The 19047-nt window shown below is 66.6% G+C and carries 9 protein-coding genes and 1 pseudogene; 9 read left to right on the forward strand and 1 reads right to left on the reverse strand.

Translation table 11 applies throughout. The features are described from left to right. The first annotated feature begins 83 nt into the window (after positions 1–83). The 9 genes from KCQ71_RS04515 to KCQ71_RS04555 all read left to right on the forward strand — a co-directional run bounded on the left by KCQ71_RS04515 (position 84) and on the right by KCQ71_RS04555 (position 18699). Positions 84–2723, forward strand: coding sequence for a protein kinase domain-containing protein (locus tag KCQ71_RS04515; RefSeq protein ID WP_223403303.1), 2640 nt, complete (start codon positions 84–86; stop codon positions 2721–2723). Then, complete coding sequence (gene pglX / locus KCQ71_RS04520; RefSeq protein WP_223403305.1) at positions 2720–6352, forward strand: BREX-2 system adenine-specific DNA-methyltransferase PglX; 3633 nt, start codon at positions 2720–2722, stop codon at positions 6350–6352. Before KCQ71_RS04515 ends, pglX begins: the two co-directional genes overlap by 4 nt. A gap of 18 nt (positions 6353–6370) precedes the next feature. Beyond that, positions 6371–10048 carry a DUF6079 family protein gene (locus KCQ71_RS04525; RefSeq protein WP_223403307.1) on the forward strand — a complete coding sequence of 1226 codons (3678 nt, stop codon included), beginning with the start codon at positions 6371–6373 and terminating at the stop codon, positions 10046–10048. Continuing rightward, on the forward strand, positions 10045–12738 hold the full coding sequence (pglZ, locus tag KCQ71_RS04530; protein ID WP_223403309.1) for a BREX-2 system phosphatase PglZ: 2694 nt from the start codon (positions 10045–10047) through the stop codon (positions 12736–12738). The genes KCQ71_RS04525 and pglZ overlap by 4 nt, the downstream gene beginning before the upstream one ends. Then, the gene (gene brxD, locus KCQ71_RS04535; RefSeq protein ID WP_223403311.1) at positions 12735–14078 is read left to right on the forward strand and encodes a BREX system ATP-binding protein BrxD; all 1344 of its coding nucleotides are present in this window, start codon (positions 12735–12737) and stop codon (positions 14076–14078) included. Before pglZ ends, brxD begins: the two co-directional genes overlap by 4 nt. Then, complete coding sequence (locus KCQ71_RS04540; RefSeq protein WP_223403313.1) at positions 14075–16192, forward strand: DEAD/DEAH box helicase; 2118 nt, start codon at positions 14075–14077, stop codon at positions 16190–16192. Before brxD ends, KCQ71_RS04540 begins: the two co-directional genes overlap by 4 nt. A 778-nt stretch (positions 16193–16970) precedes the next feature. After that, complete coding sequence (locus KCQ71_RS04545) at positions 16971–17726, forward strand: hypothetical protein (protein ID WP_223403315.1); 756 nt, start codon at positions 16971–16973, stop codon at positions 17724–17726. Between the two features lie 141 nt (positions 17727–17867). Continuing rightward, on the forward strand, positions 17868–18137 hold the full coding sequence (locus KCQ71_RS04550) for a hypothetical protein (RefSeq protein WP_223403316.1): 270 nt from the start codon (positions 17868–17870) through the stop codon (positions 18135–18137). Positions 18138–18156: 19 nt separating this feature from the next. Then, positions 18157–18699: a hypothetical protein gene (locus KCQ71_RS04555; RefSeq protein WP_223403398.1), complete on the forward strand. Its 543-nt coding sequence runs from the start codon at positions 18157–18159 to the stop codon at positions 18697–18699. An 88-nt stretch (positions 18700–18787) separates the two neighbouring features. Here the strand turns inward: KCQ71_RS04555 and KCQ71_RS04560 are convergent. Then, positions 18788–18949 (reverse strand): annotated as a pseudogene (locus KCQ71_RS04560) (transposase); the annotation flags it as partial. Between the last annotated feature and the right edge of the window lie 98 nt (positions 18950–19047).

The raw sequence follows: 19047 nt of genomic DNA on the forward strand, positions 1-19047 counted from the left end.
TGGGCCCCCCGGGGGCGGCCGCGGGGGGGGGGGTGGTGCACCCCGGCGCGGCCCCGCGCGCCCCCACGCTGGGGGGCCGCTTCGTGGTTCGCTCCCGCCGTGGCCGGGGATCCACCGGCACGGCGTTGCTCGTTGACGATCTCGACGAGGACCGTGAGGGAGTTGTCCTCAAGATCGCCCGCGACAAGGCTGCTGGGCTTCGCCTCGGTGCCGAGGCGCGCGTGCTGCGTGAGTTTGACCATCCCCGGATCGTCGAGTTGCTCGAAGGGCCGATCGAGGTCAACGGGCGGCAGGCGCTGGTGCTCTCCGATGCGGGCAGATCAACTCTCGCGGACCGACTCTCCGAAGAGGGTCGCGCGACGATCGAACAACTCGAGAACTACGGTCGCGACTTCCTCGAGTCCGTCGAGTACCTCGAAAGCGTCGGCGTGTTCCACCGCGACATCAAACCGGGCAACCTCGGCATCGCCCCGGACCGAGGCACCCGTAAGCCCCGGCTGAGCCTCTTCGACCTGTCCCTGGCGAGCGTGCCGCTCGAGGATGTCACCTCCGGTACACCCGGCTACGTGGACCCGTTCCTCGGCCAGGGCAGGCGGCGCCAGTATGACCGCGCGGCCGAGCTCTACGCGGTGAGCGTCACCCTGTTCGAGATGGCCACCGGCGATCTGCCGACGTGGCGCGACGGCGACGCCGGGCCCGCGTCGGAGCGGGACCGTGTTGTCCTGATGCCAGAGCAGTTCGATCCAGCGATAGGTCCCCAGCTTGTCGGCTTCTTCACCCTTGCCTTCGACCCGGTAGCGTCGCACCGCTTCGCGAACGCCGCGGATCTCGGCGATGCGTGGCGGCAGGTCTTCGCGAAGGTGGACGTCCGTGGGCAATCGGACGCACAGCGCACCGACGTACAGGCGGAGCTCGACGCACGTGCCGTCGCGGCCGGCCGATCGACCCCGCTGACGGACTCGGGACTCTCCGCGAGGGCCCTCTCCGCGCTCGCCAGGCTTGAGGTCGCCACGGTTGGTGAGCTCATCGCCCGCAAGGGAACCGAGATCAACTCGATCCCTGGCCTGGGTGAGCAGTACCGGCGCGAGATTCAAGCACGAGTGCGCCAATGGCGGAGCGCATTGCTCGCCAAGTCCGAACTCCCGGCCGCGGATGAGCCAACCGAGCCCGACGGCGCACGGCTGGGTGTAGAGGTCATCGCCGGGAAGCTCATCCCGGCCAAGACCGCCGCGAACAGCATCGAGGTCCAGGTGCTGACCCTGCTGCTCGGGCGACTTTTGACCGCGCCGGGGATCTGGCCCACCACGCAGGACCTGGCGAAACAGGTGGGCGCCTCCCGTCTCGAGGTCGAGGACGCCCTGGACAACGCCGCACGGCGCTGGCGCGCGCAAAAGACCTTCAAGCAGGTGCACAACCTGCTCGTCGACGCAGTCGTCGGCCGTGGGGGAGTGATCGCACTCCACGAGGCTGCCGCGGCGCTAACCTTCCCGCTCGGCTCCACACTGGAGGGCGACGAACGCACCCGCGCCGCCGCGGGGCTCGTACGTGCAGTTGTCGAAGCGGACGTACGCGCCGCTCAACCCCGACTGATCACTCGCCGTCTTCTCGACCCCAGCGGGGATACCTACGGTGTACTCATCGCCCTTGCAGCGGGAGGATCTGCCTCCGGCGAAGCCCTGGTAGACGGCGACCTGGCCTTGGACCTGGCCGAGCAACTCGGCGCCCGGGCGGACGGGTTGGTCGCCGAGCGGGACGTCACACCGGCGGGAGCTGCACTCGGAGAGCTGCGGGCAACACTCATCTCCGCGGCCGGCGACGATCTCGATCAGTCCCAGCTGGACGACGATCACCTGCTCCGACTCGCGGTGTCCGCGGCGAAGCATGCCGCGGCGTCTTCGCGCGGAGAGGTCTATCGGCGCGGCCTCGATGCACGCGAGGCGGTCCTGCTCGCGCTACGCGGCGTCACCACCCAGACCCTCACGAAGGAGCGCGTCCACCAGCGCGTGCTCGGTCGATTCCCCGAGGCAGCCGATATTCCTGACGGCCCAACTCTGGACGAGCTGGTCACCACAGCGGTCCCGAGCCTCAAGTGGGACGGTGAACAGTACAGCCAGCGAGAACTGACCCGCCCGGCATCCTCAACAGCCACCATGACATCCGTTGGCGGGGGAGCAAGCGCACCGGCCATCGACCGGCGTCTCACGGAATCGGTCCGGCGCAGGTCCGCACTGACCCTGACCGTGCATCCCAGTAAGCACGCGGAAGCGATCACCGCCCTGCGGCACCTGCAACCGGTCCAGGTGCTAGATGTCGGCGAACTCGTGGTGCACGCGTTGCGCTCGGGTGCCGCGGCGCATGGTGCGAACTGGGACGACGTCGCGAACCTCGACAGCCACCCGGCAGGCTCGCAGCCCTTCTCCATCCTGCAGACGCTCGCCCGGGAGTCGGTTACCGGCGCGTGGAAGAACGTCGCTTCTAGCACCGAACCGCTGCTGTTGGTTCACGCTGGCCCGCTCGCTCGGTACGGGCTGATCCACCTACTCGCCGAAGCGTTTGATTTGGCGTATCCCCGCCCTGCGGCACGTTGGCTCCTGGTGCCGCGGCGGGGATCGGACCGTGCGCCCACCCTGGACGGCCACCCCGCTCCCCTCGGTCCTGACGGCTGGGTGGAGCTGCCCACTTCCTACCTGCACTACGACAACCTCACGGAGTCTCACGCATGATTGACTCGAAGCTGCTGCTGGCCGACCTGAAGAAGCAGCTGGTGCTGCTCACGACGGATCTCCGGGCTCGCGCCGAGGAGCCGGGTCTGGAGTGGGCCGCGGAGTTGCGCGCGCAGCACAGCGCCGCGGTGAGGCGGGGTCGGACGGCCTTCACATGGTCGGTCTGGCGCGATGGCCGGGTGGATCAGGCCGCGGTGGCCTGGTTGGTGGCATGTGCGTTCGTGCGGTTCGGTGAGGACAACGGCCTGCTCGACGGCGCAGCGGACTCCTCCGGACGGGCGGTGGCCGTGCCGTGGCTCGCCGGCCCCACCGACGGCCCGCTTGGGGACCGGCTGGCGCGCGCTAGCGAGAACGAGACCGTGTTCTACCGCGGAACCCCGACGGCGAACGCCCGCGATTGGTTGCAGGAGGCGTTCGCGGTGCTCGCCTCGCTCCCCGCGGGCCGGTTGCTGGTGGACCGTGCGCACAACCCTGTGTGGAAGGCCCCGATCAGCGCCGAGGCCGCGGGCCACCTGCTCTCCTTCTGGCGCCGCCACGACGACGACGGCGCACTGGTTCACGACTTCACCGACACCTCCCTGGACACGCGCTTCCTCGGCGACCTCTACCAGGACCTCTCGGAACACGCGAAGAAGACCTACGCGCTCCTGCAGACGCCAGTGTTCGTCGAGGAGTTCATCCTGGACCGCACGCTGCAGCCGGCGATGCTGGAGTTCGGACTCGAAGGCTTGAAGGTGATTGACCCAACCTGCGGCTCCGGGCACTTCCTCCTCGGCGCGTTCGCACGCTTGGACGCGGCTTGGCAGCAGGAAGCCCCAGGCATGGAGTCGCGGGATCGGGTACAGACGGCGCTCGACTCGATCCATGGCGTAGATCTCAATCCGTTCGCCATTGCCATCGCCCGCTTCCGACTCACAGTCGCGGCCCTGAAGGCCGCAGGGGAGACGTCGCTGGTCGGCGCACCCGACTTCGACTACCACCTGGCGATCGGTGACTCGCTGCTCGCGGCGCAGGGTCATCAGGACACGCTCAACGTCCACGGGGACGAGGAAGACGTCTTCACCTATGCGAGCGAGGACGTGGCCGAGTACCAAGACATCCTGGAACAAGGCCGATATCACGTGGTGGTAGGAAATCCACCGTACATCACGGTCAAGGACAAGGCGTTGAACGAGAGGTATCGAAAGGCGTACCCCGGCAGTACCAAGGGCAAGTACGCGCTATCGGCTCCGTTCATGGAGTTGTTCTTCCGACTCGCCCGGCGCGCGGGACCAGCCGGCGGCGCTGGTTTCGTCGGGCAGATCACCTCGAACTCATTCATGAAGCGGGAGTTCGGCTCTAAGGTCATCGAGAACCTGCTTGCGGGGAACGATCTGGACAACCCCGTAGACCTATCTGAAGTGATCGATACCTCCGGTGCCTACATCCCCGGGCATGGCACGCCCACGGTGATCCTCGTCGGACGCCGCCGTCGTGCGGTCGGTGACACCGTCCGTGCGGTCCTCGGTGTTCGCGGCGAGCCAGGGCAACCCGTGGACCCCGCGAAGGGCTTGGTCTGGACAGAAGTCGTCGAGCACTTGGATTCGGCGGGGTTTGACGGTATCTACGTCACCGTGACCGACCTCGACCGTGCTGTCTTGGCCGTGCATCCTTGGTCCCTGAGCGGCGGTGGGGCGAAGGCGGTTCTCCAACTGGTCGATAATGACACCCGTGGCCGAGTCGGTGATCACGTTGCTCGGATCGGGTTCTTCGGGATCATGGGAGCGGAGGACGCGTTCATGACCACGGCGAGTGACGTGAATCGGCTCGGCGACGTGGGTTCGCATCGCAATTTGGTGATCGGCGACAAAGTTCGCGATTTCGCTGTGCAGAGTGCCAATCCGACATTCTTCCCATACGACCGGGAGCATGTGCTCAAGGCGCTTTCGCGTTATCCTGCAATGGAACATCGACTCTGGCCGCTCAGGTCCGAGCTCGGAAATCGCGCAACCTTTGCGAAGGGCACATATTTCTCAGAGGGGAGACCGTGGTACGAGTGGCACCAACTTCCTAAGGATGTTGACGTGCATTCTTGGTCCATCACCTTCGCGTTCGTCTCCACGCACAACCACTTCGTGCTGGACCGGGGCGGGAAGGTGTTCAAGCAGTCAGCGCCGGTGATCAAGTTGCCGGCGGACGCCACCGAGGACGAGTACCTCGACCTGCTCGGCGTGCTGAACTCGTCGACGGCTTGCTTCTGGCTCAAGCAGGTCTCCCATGACAAGGGCAACGGCGGCTACGGTGGAGGGATTGCGGACCAAGAGTGGGAGCGCTTCTTCGAGTTCACCGGCACCAAGCTCCAGGAGTTCCCGCTCCCCCCTTTGCTCCCACGGGAGCGCGCCAGGCTACTGGATCGACTTGCCCAAGATCTGAACGAGGTCTCGCCGGCGTCGAGCGTCCCGGCCGCACTCGCTGCGGCGGATGCCGATCTTGCGCACGCGGTGGAGGAGGCACGCGGCCGGTGGGCGTCGCTTCGGCGACGGCTCTTCTTCGAGCAAGAGGAACTCGACTGGGAGGTTTACCGCCTCTACGGCCTCATCGATGAGGACCTGACCTATGCCGGGGGTGGGATCGACCACAACGAGCTCGGCGATCGAGCTTTCGAGGTTACCCTCGCACGTGCGGTTGCTGCAGGAGTCGAAGAGACCGCATGGTTCGATCGGCACGGCTCCACGCCGATCACTGAGTTGCCAGCCGAATGGCCGCAGGACTACCGCGACCTGGTGCAGCGACGCCTGGATCTTATCGCGAGCGACAAGCAGATCGGGCTACTGGAGCGGCCCGAGTACAAGCGTCGCTGGCAGACGCCCGGCTGGGACGTCCAACTCAAGGCCGCCCTCGAAACGGCGGTACTCGACCGGCTCGAGAGGCCAGAACTCTGGTCGGACCCCGCCGGTGTCACCACCCGAACCGTCGGCCAGCTCGCCGAGCTCGTCAGTGGCGATGCCGCGCTTCTCGAGGCACTGCGCCTCCTGTCTGGCACTCAGGATGTGAATGTTGTTAAGGCGGTGACTGCGCTCCTCACGGACGAAGCCGTCCCGTACCTGGCGGCGCATCGGTTCAAGGAACCGGGCCTGGAGAAGTTCGCCGAGTGGCAGCGCGTATGGGATCTGCAACGCCAGGAGGATGCACCGAAGACGGCGGATGCGCCGAAGAGTGTGGACATCCCGGTGCCGCCGAAGTACGGGCAGGCGGACTTCCGGCACGTGAGCATCTGGAAGGCGCGCGGCAAGCTGGACGTGCCGAAGGAGCGCTTCATCTCCTATCCGAGTGTCTCCTTCCCCGATGACCCGACGCCGGTGCTCGGGTGGGCGGGTTGGGATCACCGTGACCAGGCCATCGCGCTCGCCCGCCTGATTGGCGAGCAGCAGGCAGATGCCCCGAGCCGGACGCCTCTGGTCGCAGGACTGGTGGAGCTCGAACCGTGGCTGCACCAATGGCACGGTGAGATCGATCCGGCCTCCGGCGTAGTGCCGGCAGACACGATCACCACCATGATCGACAGTGAACTTGATGCTCTGGGCGCAACCCGAGACGATGTGGCCGCCTGGCGGCCAGAACCAGCTCGACGCGGACGCCGTCGGGCCTGATCAGCGGAGAAGCAACAGATGAGTACAGACATCCTCGACACCCCGCTCCGCGATGTCATCAATGTCCCGGAGGTCGTCACCGCCGGCGACTTCGTGCTGCAGCTCCAGAACGGCGTCGCGGACGCAGAGGGCACACTCGGCCACTACGTGGTCACCGAGGGCGTCGCCGAAGCGATGGATGAGGCCCTGGACCTCGTCGAGAAGACCGTGCGAAGCGGCACCAGTGCCGGCGCCTTTGTGCACGGTTCGTTCGGCTCCGGAAAGTCGCACTTCATGGCGGTGCTCCACCTCATCCTGGCGGGCAACGTGCACGCTCGGAGCCTGCCCGGTCTGCAGCAGAGTGTTGCAGGTCATCACGGCGTGCTCGGCAAGCAGTTCCTCGCCATCGACTATCACCTGCTCGGCAAACCAAACCTCGAGTCCGCAATCTTCGACGGCTACCTGAATACGGTCCGCGACCGTCACCCTGGCGCACCCCTGCCGTTGCTGCACCGATCCGACAACCTCCTGAACGACGCCGTCACGCAGCGTCGTCAGTACGGGGACGACGCGTTCTTCGCGGCGCTGAATGGCGCCGCCGCTGCGCAGAGTGCCTCGATGGGTGACCTTGGCAACCTGGGGAACCTCGGCGGATCGCTCAGCGCTGAGACCGGCTGGACCGCCGCGCGATTCGAGGATGCGCTCACCCAGCCGGTTGGCGGGACCGAGCGGGAACTGCTTGCCCAGCAACTCGTCGGGACGATGTTCGCCGGCTACACGGCATCGGGGGAGTGGCTCGACATCGCCGCCGGGCTCAAGGTGATGACCACGCACGCGCGCACCCTCGGCTATGACGCGATCGTGCTCTTCCTCGATGAACTGGTGCTCTGGCTGGGTCAGCACCTCTCCGACACCGCGTTCATCCAGGAGGAGACCTCCAAGGTCGCCAAACTCGTCGAATCAGAGATGGGCGCGCACGCCCTCCCGATGATCTCCTTTGTGGCCCGGCAGCGTGAGCTCAAGGACTTCCTCGGCAACACCGCAGACGGCGCTGAGATGGTGGCCGTGGGACAGTCCTTCCAATGGTGGGAGGACCGGTTCGACGCAATCACGCTCAAGGCTGCGGATCTGCCGCAGATCGTCCACCAACGGCTCCTGCAACCACGAGATGACGCCGGTGCGGCCGCGATCAAGGCGGCAGTCCAGCGTGTGAAGGCGGACAGCAGAGCCTGGTCCCACCTCCTCACCGACGAGGCGCTCTCCTCGGAATCGGACTTCGCGCTCGTCTACCCGTTCTCGCCCGCGCTTGTGGATGCCATGGTGGCGCTCTCCTCGCTCATGCAGCGGGAGCGAACCGCGCTCAAGATCATGAGCGAACTGCTCTCGAACGGTCGCGACTACCTTCGCGTGCGCGACGTGATCGGCGTTGGAGAACTCTTCGACGTCATCGTGCTCAGCCAGTCGAAGCCGTTGACGAAGGAGATGCAGACGCGGTTCGCCGTGGCGGAGAACTTCTACGCCACCAAGCTGCGCCCGTACCTGCTCGACAAGTACGGGTTGGACCAGGCGCAAGCGGATGCGTCCCCACGCCACTCACCGTTCCGCACGGAGGATCGGCTCGCCAAGACGTTGCTCATCTCCTACATCGCGCCGGGCACACCATCACTGAGCAATCTCACCGCGGGCAAACTTGCTGCTCTCAACTTCGGAACCGTCACCTCGCTGATCCCAGGGCAGGAAGCAGCACAGGTGACCACCTGGGCACGGGAGTGGGCGCGAAACTTCGGGGACGTCGTCGTTGGCACGGAGACCAACCCACTCATCAGCCTTCAGCTCTCCGGTGTGGACTACGAGTCCGTCATCGACCGGGTGCAGACCGAGGACCATCCGAGCAACAGGCGCGCCCTGGTCAAGTCATTGCTGGCCGAGGAACTGGAGCTCGTCGAGTCGCAGAACATGGTTTCCGATCAGACGCTCGGTTTCGTGTGGCGTGGGAGCCGGCGCCTTGTGGACGTACTGTTCGGCAACGTACGTGAACGCCCCACGATGCCCACGGACCAGCTCCGGGCAGCTCCCGGTCGGTGGAAGGTGATCATCGACTATCCGTTCGATGAGCCGGGTCACTTCCCGTCCGACGATCTGCTCCGGATCAACCAGGAACGCGAGGCCGGGCTCGAGACCAATGCGATCGTCTGGCTGCCACACTTCCTGGCATCCACCCGAATGCAGGACGTTGGGCGGCTCGTGGTCCTTGAGCACCTCGCGAAGGCTCGGCAGTTCGACGCGAACGCCTCCCACCTCGCCCCCGCCGATCGCGAGCCGGCGCGCCAGGCACTGGAGAACCAGCGCCGCGCATTGCGAGAACAACTGGTCGCCACACTCCGTCAGGCGTACGGGATCAGTACACCGAAGGATGACGTTGACACCGGGGCGATCAAGGCCCAGGAGATCTTCACGACGCTGCGGCCAGGACTCACGTTCCGGCCACCGGTGGCCGCGACGCTGCGCGACGGTCTGGTCAAGGTGCTTGATCAGGCACTCGGCGACGAGTACCCGGATCACCCACAGTTCCAGCCCGCTGACAGCGAGGTGCGCCGCGCCGAGATCCGTCACGTCCTGGACACTGTGCGCGAGACGATCGCCGCAGGTGGGCGGCTCGACGGGATCGATCGTGCCCGCGCGGCGGAGCTTTGGCGCGTCGCTGAACCTCTTGGGCTGGGCACTCCTCGCGAGAACGTCTACGCCCTGAGCGCCACGACGTTCCGTTGGCAGCCCGACTTCACGAAGGCAGTCACCGAGGCCGGTCGCGGTGGCGACGTGACCGTCGCCGACCTTCGGGCACGACTGGCAGGCACCGGCATCACAACGGACCTCCAAGACCTCCTTGTGCTCTCCTGGGCCGGGCTCGCGGACCGAGAGATCCTGCGCGGGGGAGTGCCCGCCGGCGAGCCTGGGATCGGGGGACTCACGCCGGACATGACGCTGCGCCAGCCCGTCCTGCCTGACGACGAATCCTGGGAACGGGCCCAGCTGCGTGCCCAAGGTCTGTTCGGTATCGCGCGAGAGGTCAACCTGACCTCGGCTGCGTTACACCGCTTCGGTGAGGCCCTACGCCGCCAATTCACTGGCTTCGTTGCTTCCGCACAGGGACTTGAGCGGGCACTCCACGACCACCGAGACTCGCTGGCACTCGACGACACGAGTCCGCGTGTGGTCACCGCACGGGCTTCGAGGGAACTCGTCGATTCGCTGCGAGGCGCGAAGGACGACGTTGAACTGGTCCGTGTGCTTGCCGGTGCCAAGTTCACCACCGAACCCGCGGTGATCGGCCGGTCGCTGGCCACAGCCGCGGACGTGACCCGAGCACTGGGTCAGGCCCGGTGGCAGATTCTGCAGCGCGTCGAGTCGATGGACGGCGGGAAGCAGGTCCTCGCGGACCTGCGAATGGCCGCCGCCACGAACGAGTCTTCGGCCGGGCTGCAATCTGCCCTAGCCCACGCTCAGCGGCGTGCGGATGAGTTGATCATTGTTGTTCCGCCAAGCGTGGTCCCGCCACGGCTGCCCCAGCACCCGCCGGAAGGGGTGGACTCGATCCTTCTCGACATCGACGCGAGCGGCGATGTCGGTCGCTTACTGACGTCACTCACCCCGGAACTTCGGAACTTCGTCGCGGCCAACCCGGGCAAGCGGGTGCGTGTCAGCTGGAGGCTGGAGTGAGCGCGCCCGCCACCAGCACCGTCCCGCTGGCGTCCGCGGGCTTGGTCACCGAACGGGCGCGGTCCCTCGTGTCGCGGGGCAGCGCCCGAATGCTCCTGCTGCGCTCGGAGCCGCGTTGGGACGGGCCTCCTTCGATCGCTGTCGACGGCACCACGGTGCAGATCCGGCCGGGTCGTTCCCAGCTAGCGGTGCTCACGGACTATACGGATCTCCCCGACGACGAGTACCTGGTGGTCCTGACCGACCGGAACGAACAGGACCTCGGCAGTGCTGTGATGCTGCGGGCCGCCGGGCAGACCATCGAGCGCCCGGATGACTGGAGCGCAGTCGCGAGCATGGTGGGCGCACATACGATCGACCCCGCGCTTCGGAAGCAGGGCCAATGGGCCGCTGGCGCACTGCTGGAGCACCGGCCACGCTCGGGGTGGCCACAGGTCACCACCGGTGTGCTCACCGCAGATGCCGCCTTCGGCAATCTGCTGGCTGAGCTGCTGGGTGAGCTGCTGCCAGCCCGTTGGGATGCCTCGCGGCTGACCGAGGTGCTGCACGGTGCCTCGGCCCGGGCAGTTTGGGCCGCGACGGACGAGGACCTGCGGAAGCACCTGACCCGCTGGGCAGGCGACGCACTCGGTCCGCAGACCGTGTTTGTGCTCGCCGCTGCGGCCAGCACTCAAGTCTCAGTGGTGGCGATCGGCCTCGCAATGGATGTGCTGTGGCCGGCGCAGCCCCCGGCCCAGATCGAAGCAGATCGGATCAGCGCACGCACGCGGATCGAACGCTACGTGGGCGGGCGGCCCGTGGAGAGTCTTCACGCGCGCGCCTTGGCCCTGGATGCCCGCGACACGCTCGAGCGCATGCTCGACGCGGATGATCCCGACCACGCGAACGTGCTCCGCCAGGCGGAGGCGCTGCTCGGTGATCTCGGCTGGCCCGACGGCGCCCTCCTGTCCTCGGTGCTGCCCGCAGGCAGGTCGGCGCGCAGCGAAGTCCTCGCGCAGGCGATTCAGGGCTTCCTCGCCGGCCGCGGCACAGATGCCGTCGAGGAAGGGCTGCGCGATGTACTCGCGCACCGGCTCTCCCGGCACGAGGGACGCGAGGTCGAGGCGGCACGGATGGCCACCCGGCTGGTGCGCTGGCTTGAGAGTGAACCCGCGGACACCAGCGCCACCCTCGGCGACAGCCTGCACCTGCAGGTCGACGACGGCGGCTGGGCGGATCGGGCGCTCGCCTCCATCTGGACCGGCAGCGCATTGGCACCGGTGGCGCACGCCTACCGGCGGCTGGCGGAGCGGGTCCAGGCGATCCGAGCCAAGAGGGACTTCACCGCAGCGCAACAACTGGCTGCGGTGACCGCGACGGACGAGCCGACCCCCGCCGTCGTCCTCCTCGAAAACCTCCTCAAGGAGGTGGTGCACCCCCTGACCAAGGCAACCCGCGTGCTGCTCATCGTGCTGGACGGGATGAGCACCCGAGTGGCGACCGAGATCGCCCAGGGCGCCATGGAAGCGGGGTGGACCGAGCTGATCCCCGCTGCGTCGTCCACCCGTGCCGCGGGGCTGGCGGTTCTGCCCACGATGACCACGTTCTCCAGGACGTCGCTGCTCAGCGGCGAGCTCCGTGCCGGGACACAAGCGACCGAGAAGTCCCGGTTCCCCAAGGTGATCGAGGGACCTATATTCCACAAGGATGACCTCCGGCCCGCCGGTGGAGACCTCGTGGCGCAGGTGGTCGGTACCGCGATCGATGATCGCGCCACCACGGTGGTGGGCGTGGTGCTGAACACGATCGACGATTCGCTCGCCAAGGATGACCCCGACGGCACCCGCTGGAACCTCGACCGGGTCCAGCACCTTCGTGCGCTACTCAATCGCGCCACCCTCGCAGGCCGAACGGTGATCCTGACCGCCGACCATGGGCACGTCGTGGAGCGGGGCGGTGAATATCGGGCGACTGCGGGTGCGGACACGCGGTGGAGACCGGTGAGTACTGGCGCCGCGGCAACCGATGAGATCGAGGTACGCGGCCGCCGGGTACTCGCAGCGGGCGGCGAAGCAGTGCTGGCCGTAACCGTAGGCCTGCGCTACGGCGCCAAGGCGGCCGGCTATCACGGGGGCGGGAGCCTCGCCGAGATCACGGTGCCGATCATTGTGCTGGACCGCAGCAATAGGCCCCAGATCGGCGGATGGAAGATCGCACCCTCGCAGACCCCGAGCTGGTGGAACGAGCCGGCGGTGAAGCACCGCTACGAGTCGGTGGTCGAGGAGCGGACGGACAAGACGCGACGGCGCCGGCCAAGGGAGGAGGCACCAGGGCAGGGCAGCTTCGACCTGATCCTGGCCCAGCCGCTACCCGTGGACGGCACCGCGGCTCTCTCCTCTGTGGTGGATCAACTGCTCGACTCCGACGTATACGCGCGGCAGCGCAAGCGCGCCGGCCGTGGCGCTCTTGGCGATGACGTGGTCCGCACGCTGCTCACCACGCTGGCAGATCGGGGCGGTCGAGCACACCGGGAGACCCTTGCCGGGCTGGTCGGGTCGAGCCTTCCCGCCGTGGAGTCAACACTCGCGGCGCTGCGCCGGTTGCTGAACGTGGAGGGCTACGCCGTGCTCTCTGACGACGCCGATGGCGTCACGGTGGTTCTTGACGAGGCGCTCCTTCGCGATCAGTTCGAGCTCGGCGGCCAACGGTGAACGTCTCTCCACGGCGCCGTCGGGACATCATCGACGCGGTGCGCCGCGGCACCGTGCCACAGCGGGGCCTGGACCTGATGGCGGTGCGGTTGGACCGGTTCGAGGTCACCGTGGACGAGGAACTCGAATCCGTGGCCGGCGGCGGCGCGCAGATGAAGGCGATCCGCGGTGAGTACGGCTCAGGCAAGACGTTCTTCGCGCGTTGGCTGACCGAGCGTGCGAAGGATCGCGGATTCGCGACGGCGGAGATTCAGATCTCCGAGACGGAGACACCGCTGCATCGGCTGGAGACGGTGTACCGGCGGATCGTCGAGAGCCTGACCACCGCAGAGGCCGCACCTTCCGCGTTGCGGGAAGTGGTGGACGGTTGGTTCCACATCCTGCGCACCGACGTCATCGAATCGGGTGCTCCCGCGAGCGATGAGACGTCCGTGCAGAGCGGCGTGGAAGCGCTGCTGGAGACGCGCCTCGCCGCTGTCAGCAAGACCGCGCCCTCGTTCGCGACCGCGCTGCGGGGCTATCGCGTGGCGATGATCGCCGGCGATGTGGCCCAAGCAGAGGGCTTGCTGGCTTGGCTGGGAGGGCAGCCGAACGTGGCCGCCTCCGTGCGGCGAGGAGCTGGGCTACGCGGAGAGTTGGACCACTTCGGCGCGCTCGGCTTCCTGCAAGGGCTGCTGACGGTGCTGCGTGACTCGGACTACGCCGGGTTGGTGGTGGTGTTGGACGAGGTGGAGACGCTGCAACGGGTGCGTTCCGACGTGCGGGAGAAGTCCCTGAATGCGCTGCGCCAATTGCTGGACGAGATCGACTCGGGACGGTTTCCGGGCTTGTACCTGCTGATCACCGGCACGCCCGCCTTCTACGACGGGCAACAGGGCATGCGGCGCCTGCCGCCACTCGCCCAGCGGCTGGCCACGGACTTCACCGCCGACGCGCGGTTCGACAATCCTCGCGCACCCCAGATCCGGCTTACGGGGTTCACGCAGGACTCGCTCCTGGAACTCGGGTCGCGGGTGCGTGACCTCTATGCGAGCGGCGCCGACGCCGGCGGGCGGGTGCTGGACCTCGTGGATGACGGCTATGTTGCGACACTGGCGGATGCCGTCGCCGGAGAGCTCGGCGGCAAGGTGGGCGTGGCACCGCGGTTGTTCCTGCGCAAGCTCGTGGACGTGATGGACCGTGTGGACCAGTTCGAGGAGTTCCGGCCGCGGCGTGACTATGCGCTGACCGTCGATCCGGGAGAACTGCACGAGACTGAGACCGAGGCGCGCAATCTCGGCGCCGTCCGCGGTCCGCGGGCCGTGGCGGCCAGTGTGGATGACGTCGACCTGGGCCTATGAGCGTTGAGAGCGGGCTGAACGCCGCCGTCGAGTACCACGTGGTGAACTCGCTCGGCTGGAGTTCCCTGCGGCCGCTGCAGCATGCAGCCGTGGCGCCCGTTCGGGCAGGCAAGGACTGCCTGCTGATCGCGCCGACGGCTGGCGGCAAGACGGAGGCGGCCCTCTTCCCGCTCCTGTCAGAGATGGTCGAGGAGGACTGGCATGGGCTGTCCGTCCTATACATCACGCCGCTGCGGGCACTGCTCAACAACCTGTACCCGCGGCTCGAGCAGTACGCAGGGTGGCTCGGTCGGCGGGTCGCCCTGTGGCACGGCGACGTGGGTGACTCGGAGCGCCGTCGAATCCTGGGGGAGCGGCCCGACATGCTCCTGACCACGCCGGAGTCGTTGGAGTCCATGCTGGTGTCGCGGCGCGTTGATCACCGGGCGCTGTTCGCCGGCGTGCGGGCCGTGGTGATCGACGAGGTGCATGCGTTTGCGGGTGCCGACCGCGGCTGGCACCTGCTCGCAGTACTCGAACGGATCCAGCGACTTGCTGGGCGCCGGATCCAGCGCGTCGGGCTCTCGGCGACGGTTGGAAATCCGGAGTCGATCCTCACGTGGCTGAGGGGGAGCAACGTTTCCGCGGGGACCGGAGCCGAGGTAGTGACGGGGGAGGACCACCGGACTGTTACATCACCGGTCGATGTGACACTGGACTACGTCGGGTCGCTGGCGAACGCGGCTGAGGTGATCTCACGCCTCTACCGCGGCGAGAAGAGATTGGTATTCTGTGAGTCGCGGCGCAGGGCTGAGGAACTCGCGTTTGAGTTGCGCGCCCGGAACGTGACGACGTTCGTCTCTCACTCGTCTCTGTCGCGTGACGAGCGGCAGGTGAGCGAACGAGCGTTCGCGGAGGCGCGCGACTGCGTCATCGTCGCCACATCCACGCTCGAACTGGGTGTGGACATCGGGGACCTGGACCGGATGATCCAGATCGACGCGCCTCGGTCGGTGGCGTCGTTCCTGCAGCGGTTGGGTAGGACCGGGCGGCGCGCCGGGACGCAGCGGAACGCGCTCTTCCTCGCCGTGGAAAGCGAGGGGTTCCTCCGCGCTGCCGCGCTCCTACTGCTGTGGGGCCAAGGACTCGTGGAGCCCGTGGTGCCTCCGCCTTCGCCGCGACACTTGGCGGCTCAGCAGCTGCTGGCACTGGCGTTGCAGGAAGGCAGGTTCGGGGCCACGACTTGGCGGTCCTGGTGGGACGGACTTGGGTTCATGGACGAGGCCGCACCGATCCTCGAGTATCTGCGTTCCGAGCAGTTTCTGGTGGAGGACCAGGGCATGGTGTTCATCGGCCCGCGCGCGGAGAAGGAGTTCGGGCGCCGGTACTTCATGGACCTGCTGGCCTCATTCTCCGCTGACCTCGAACTGCGGGTGGTGGCCGGTGTGCGTGAGATCGGCATGGTCTCGCCGTTGGCGCTCCAGAGCTGGAAGTCTGGCGGACCGGCGAAGAGGCTGCTGCTAGCAGGTTGGGCGTGGCGGGTGGAGTCTGTGGACTGGGAGCGGCGAGAGGTCGTCGTGAGCGATGCACCCGATAAGGGCAAGGTGCGCTGGCCAAGCGAAGCCGTCGCCGAGTCCTTCGAACTGGCACGCGCGCAGCGCGACGTCCTCCTCGGCAGAACTCCCGACGTCGTCTTGTCTCGGCGAGCAGTGGAGCGGCTCGCGCGCATCCGAGATGAGATGGCGGATGTGGTCGACCCGGATGGTCTCGTGGTGCTCGAGGCGCCAGCGGGACGGGAGTTCTGGACCTGGGCGGGCCTGCGGGCCAACGAGACACTCATCGCCGCGCTCGGTGCAGGGGATGGTGCGGACAACCATCGATTCACACTGGACGAGGCAACGGGGCTGTCCGATCTGCGTGCTGCACCCGTGGACGTGGCGTTGCCGGTCATCAGCCCGCAGGCTGTCGACGGCCTGAAGTTCTCGGCCGCGCTCGCTCCGGAGCTAGCGACTGCAACGCTTGCCGAGCGTTTCGTCGACCGGAGCGGGGCGATGGAGACAATCCAGTCGCCGATTGTGGCCACGTCGATATCATCTCGTCGTGGACAACTGCGCCGATTGGGCGAGGAGCTCTGATGCGACCCAGGATGCGGACAGCGAGGGTCATGGCGGAGGTCTTGGCGGGTGGAAGGGCGACCACGAATTCCGTCCGCGGTCCCAACGCCCGTCCCAAGTGCTAGTCGGCAAAGAGGGGTGAGGGCGTGCGCGGTCGGGCTCATGGTCCGCTTGCTCGACACCGCCGCCGTTCTGGTGTCGAAGTCATCCTCTACCAGCAATGTCCTTAAACTCCAGAACCGGCGCAGGCGCGAGCCGGTCGTCCTTGTAGTCGCTGTCCGCAACCACTGCGTAGCAGTGCTGGTCACCCCGCCAGATGGGTCGAGAACACCCCAACTGCCGAGCAGGCCACCCGAGCCGGAATCGCCACGCACGTACCCGTAGATTAAATGGCTGTCAAACACAGGGTGCCGGTTGAGGTGGGGCGGCTCGCGTTGGCAGTATCGAACTGCGGTTCCTAGTGATCTGCCCGGCGGATCATTGCTGCTGATCGATCTGTGGCAGCGCCTGACTCTCTGATGCGATCGGCCGGGACGTCCTCATTGAGGTCGCTGGGGCCGCGATCACGGGCCGGCTTCGATTCTGAGCCAATCGACCGTGCACCCCCTTCGGAGCTCCGCAGAACCTGCGGGGCGTGCTCGTCACGGTCCTCCAGGATGCCCAATGTGCACCGCCCGATAGGCGTCGCTAACTGCTGCTAGCTGGGCCGTGGCATGCTGTCGATGTGCGTCACCCAAACATGGACCTGCGGACGGTGTCCGTCCGCGCTCGTCAGATCGCTGTTCCCTTAGAGCACGCGATGAGCCTTGCGATCGACTCGGAGGTGGATGCCGTCATAGCAACTATGTTCGAGCACCAGTTCGACGCAGCGCCGGTGATGACAGAGGGGGTCCCGGTAGGGGTCTTCGTTCCGGCTTCGGAAGCGGCGCGGGGACCGGGCGCCGTGGTGGGCGAGCTCATGCTTCCGCTGGCCGCTCCGTTGATCGTGTCTGGCGAGGCAACCCTGGACCATTTGATGGAACGCATGGCTCGCGAGCCATTTCTGTTTGTGCTCGGGGAGTCAGGGATTACGAGCTTCGTCACCCCGGCGGACCTCGGGTCGGTGCCAGTGCGGACCCATTTCTATCTCCGGTTGGCACACCTCGAGACTGTCCTCGGGAACTACTTGCGCGTCCGCTACCCAGACCAGTCGCAGATCGTAGCCCTCCTGTCATCGCCGAGACAAGAGTCGCATGCCAAGATCGCCAATGAGCTGCGCGGAAGAGACACCTTCATTGATGATGTGTCGTGCTTGAGCGTACGGGACTTAGTGCAAGTCCTCGGTAAGGAAGACTCCTACAGGAGGGCGACCAAGGAGGCAGGCGTAGGCTGGCGCCGCGCAATCAGCGGTCTCTCCGACTTCCGCAACGACATCATGCACCCGACCCGCACGCTGGCGGGCGCGGGCGTCTCCCGTCCCGAGTACCTGCTGGAGCGGCAGCGACGGATCGATGCACTTATTCAGGCTACTCGATCCGTGGCCAATGAGCCCAGGGCTCTCGCGAGAGTAGATTGACGGATCGAGGCTCAGGGGTCCCGCCAGCGGCATGAGTCTCAGTTCCATGCCGGGCCGAGTGCGGCAGAGGGCGTGCATGTCATCCCCCAGTGCCGGTCAGTCCCGGGTAAGGGGCAACCCTGGAGAGACCAACAGCCGGCCGTGGTGCTCAACGACCCACGCCGCGCCGACATCCACGCCTCGGTAGTCACACCCGCACCGTTCGTGCTGGGATGTTGGCTCGAACCCCGCCCTATCTTTGCAGCTACCCTTGTGGCATCGTATGGCGGTATGCCGAAAGAACCCGCGGGGCTCCACTACTGTCCGGCTTGCGATAAGAACCAGCCGCATACCGAGCACTACAGCAATACGGCGCAAGGCAAGAAGCGCGAGGCGCTGATTTGTGACGTCTGCAACGCGTACAACGACTGAAGGTTCTGGACACGGGCCAATGAGTACCGAAGACGCCGGCCAGGAGGTGCCCGTCGGCGATTTCGGAGGCGTGCCGAACGCTTGGCTGCCCGACCTCGGCAAAATCGCCGTCTCGTCGGGGCGGATTGAATTCGCCGCTTACCAGATCGCCGTAGCCCTCGATTTGAAGCAGCCCCGCAACGGTAGGAGCCGCAACTTCAGTTCCCAGTGCGAGGACATCCGGCAGCGGCTGGAGGACCCGTGGCGTCCAGCCTGGTTGAGGGATCCGACGTCGTGGAGCGAGGACGTCGCGGCCTGGACTATAGACGCCACGACGGCGATGAATCAACACCGCAACACCATCCTTCACCGGCCGTATTTTCACCAGCGTACAAATGACGACTGGCTGCTGAAGACGATGAGACGGCTAGATGACTTCAGTTCGACTGTTCCGGCTTCGCACCGGGAGATCGTGGACGCGGTGGAGCGCTTGAGGCCGATCGCGGGGCGCGGCATCGACCTGTGGATCGCAGGACTTCGAACCATGCCGCCGGAGGGACGTATCGATCTAGTGGAGGATTGACGGCTCTACGCGGCTCGTCGTGAAGGCGCGCTCTGATGGATGCTCGCGCTACTGCTCGAGCGGCGCCGGCGACAAGGATACGGGCTAGGTGGTCGCGGGTGTTGTGGAAGCTGCGACCGGTTCGTTTGATGTTCTTGATAGTCGTGTTCGCCGCCTCAACGTTCACGTTCGTGGCCCCGGTGACGATGGGCACGTCGATGGCATCCCACCAGGTGACGATGGTCTCGTGGAGGCGGTCGGTCTCGGGCATGTTGACGACCTGGAGTCCGCGTCATGGTGGGCGAAGTGACGTACGTACTTGAAGGACGTGTGCCGTCGAGAGGTGCCGGCCCAAGGATCGTCACGCTG

The organism is Occultella gossypii (assembly GCF_019947135.1).
Classification (GTDB): Bacteria; Actinomycetota; Actinomycetes; order Actinomycetales; family Beutenbergiaceae; genus Occultella; species Occultella gossypii.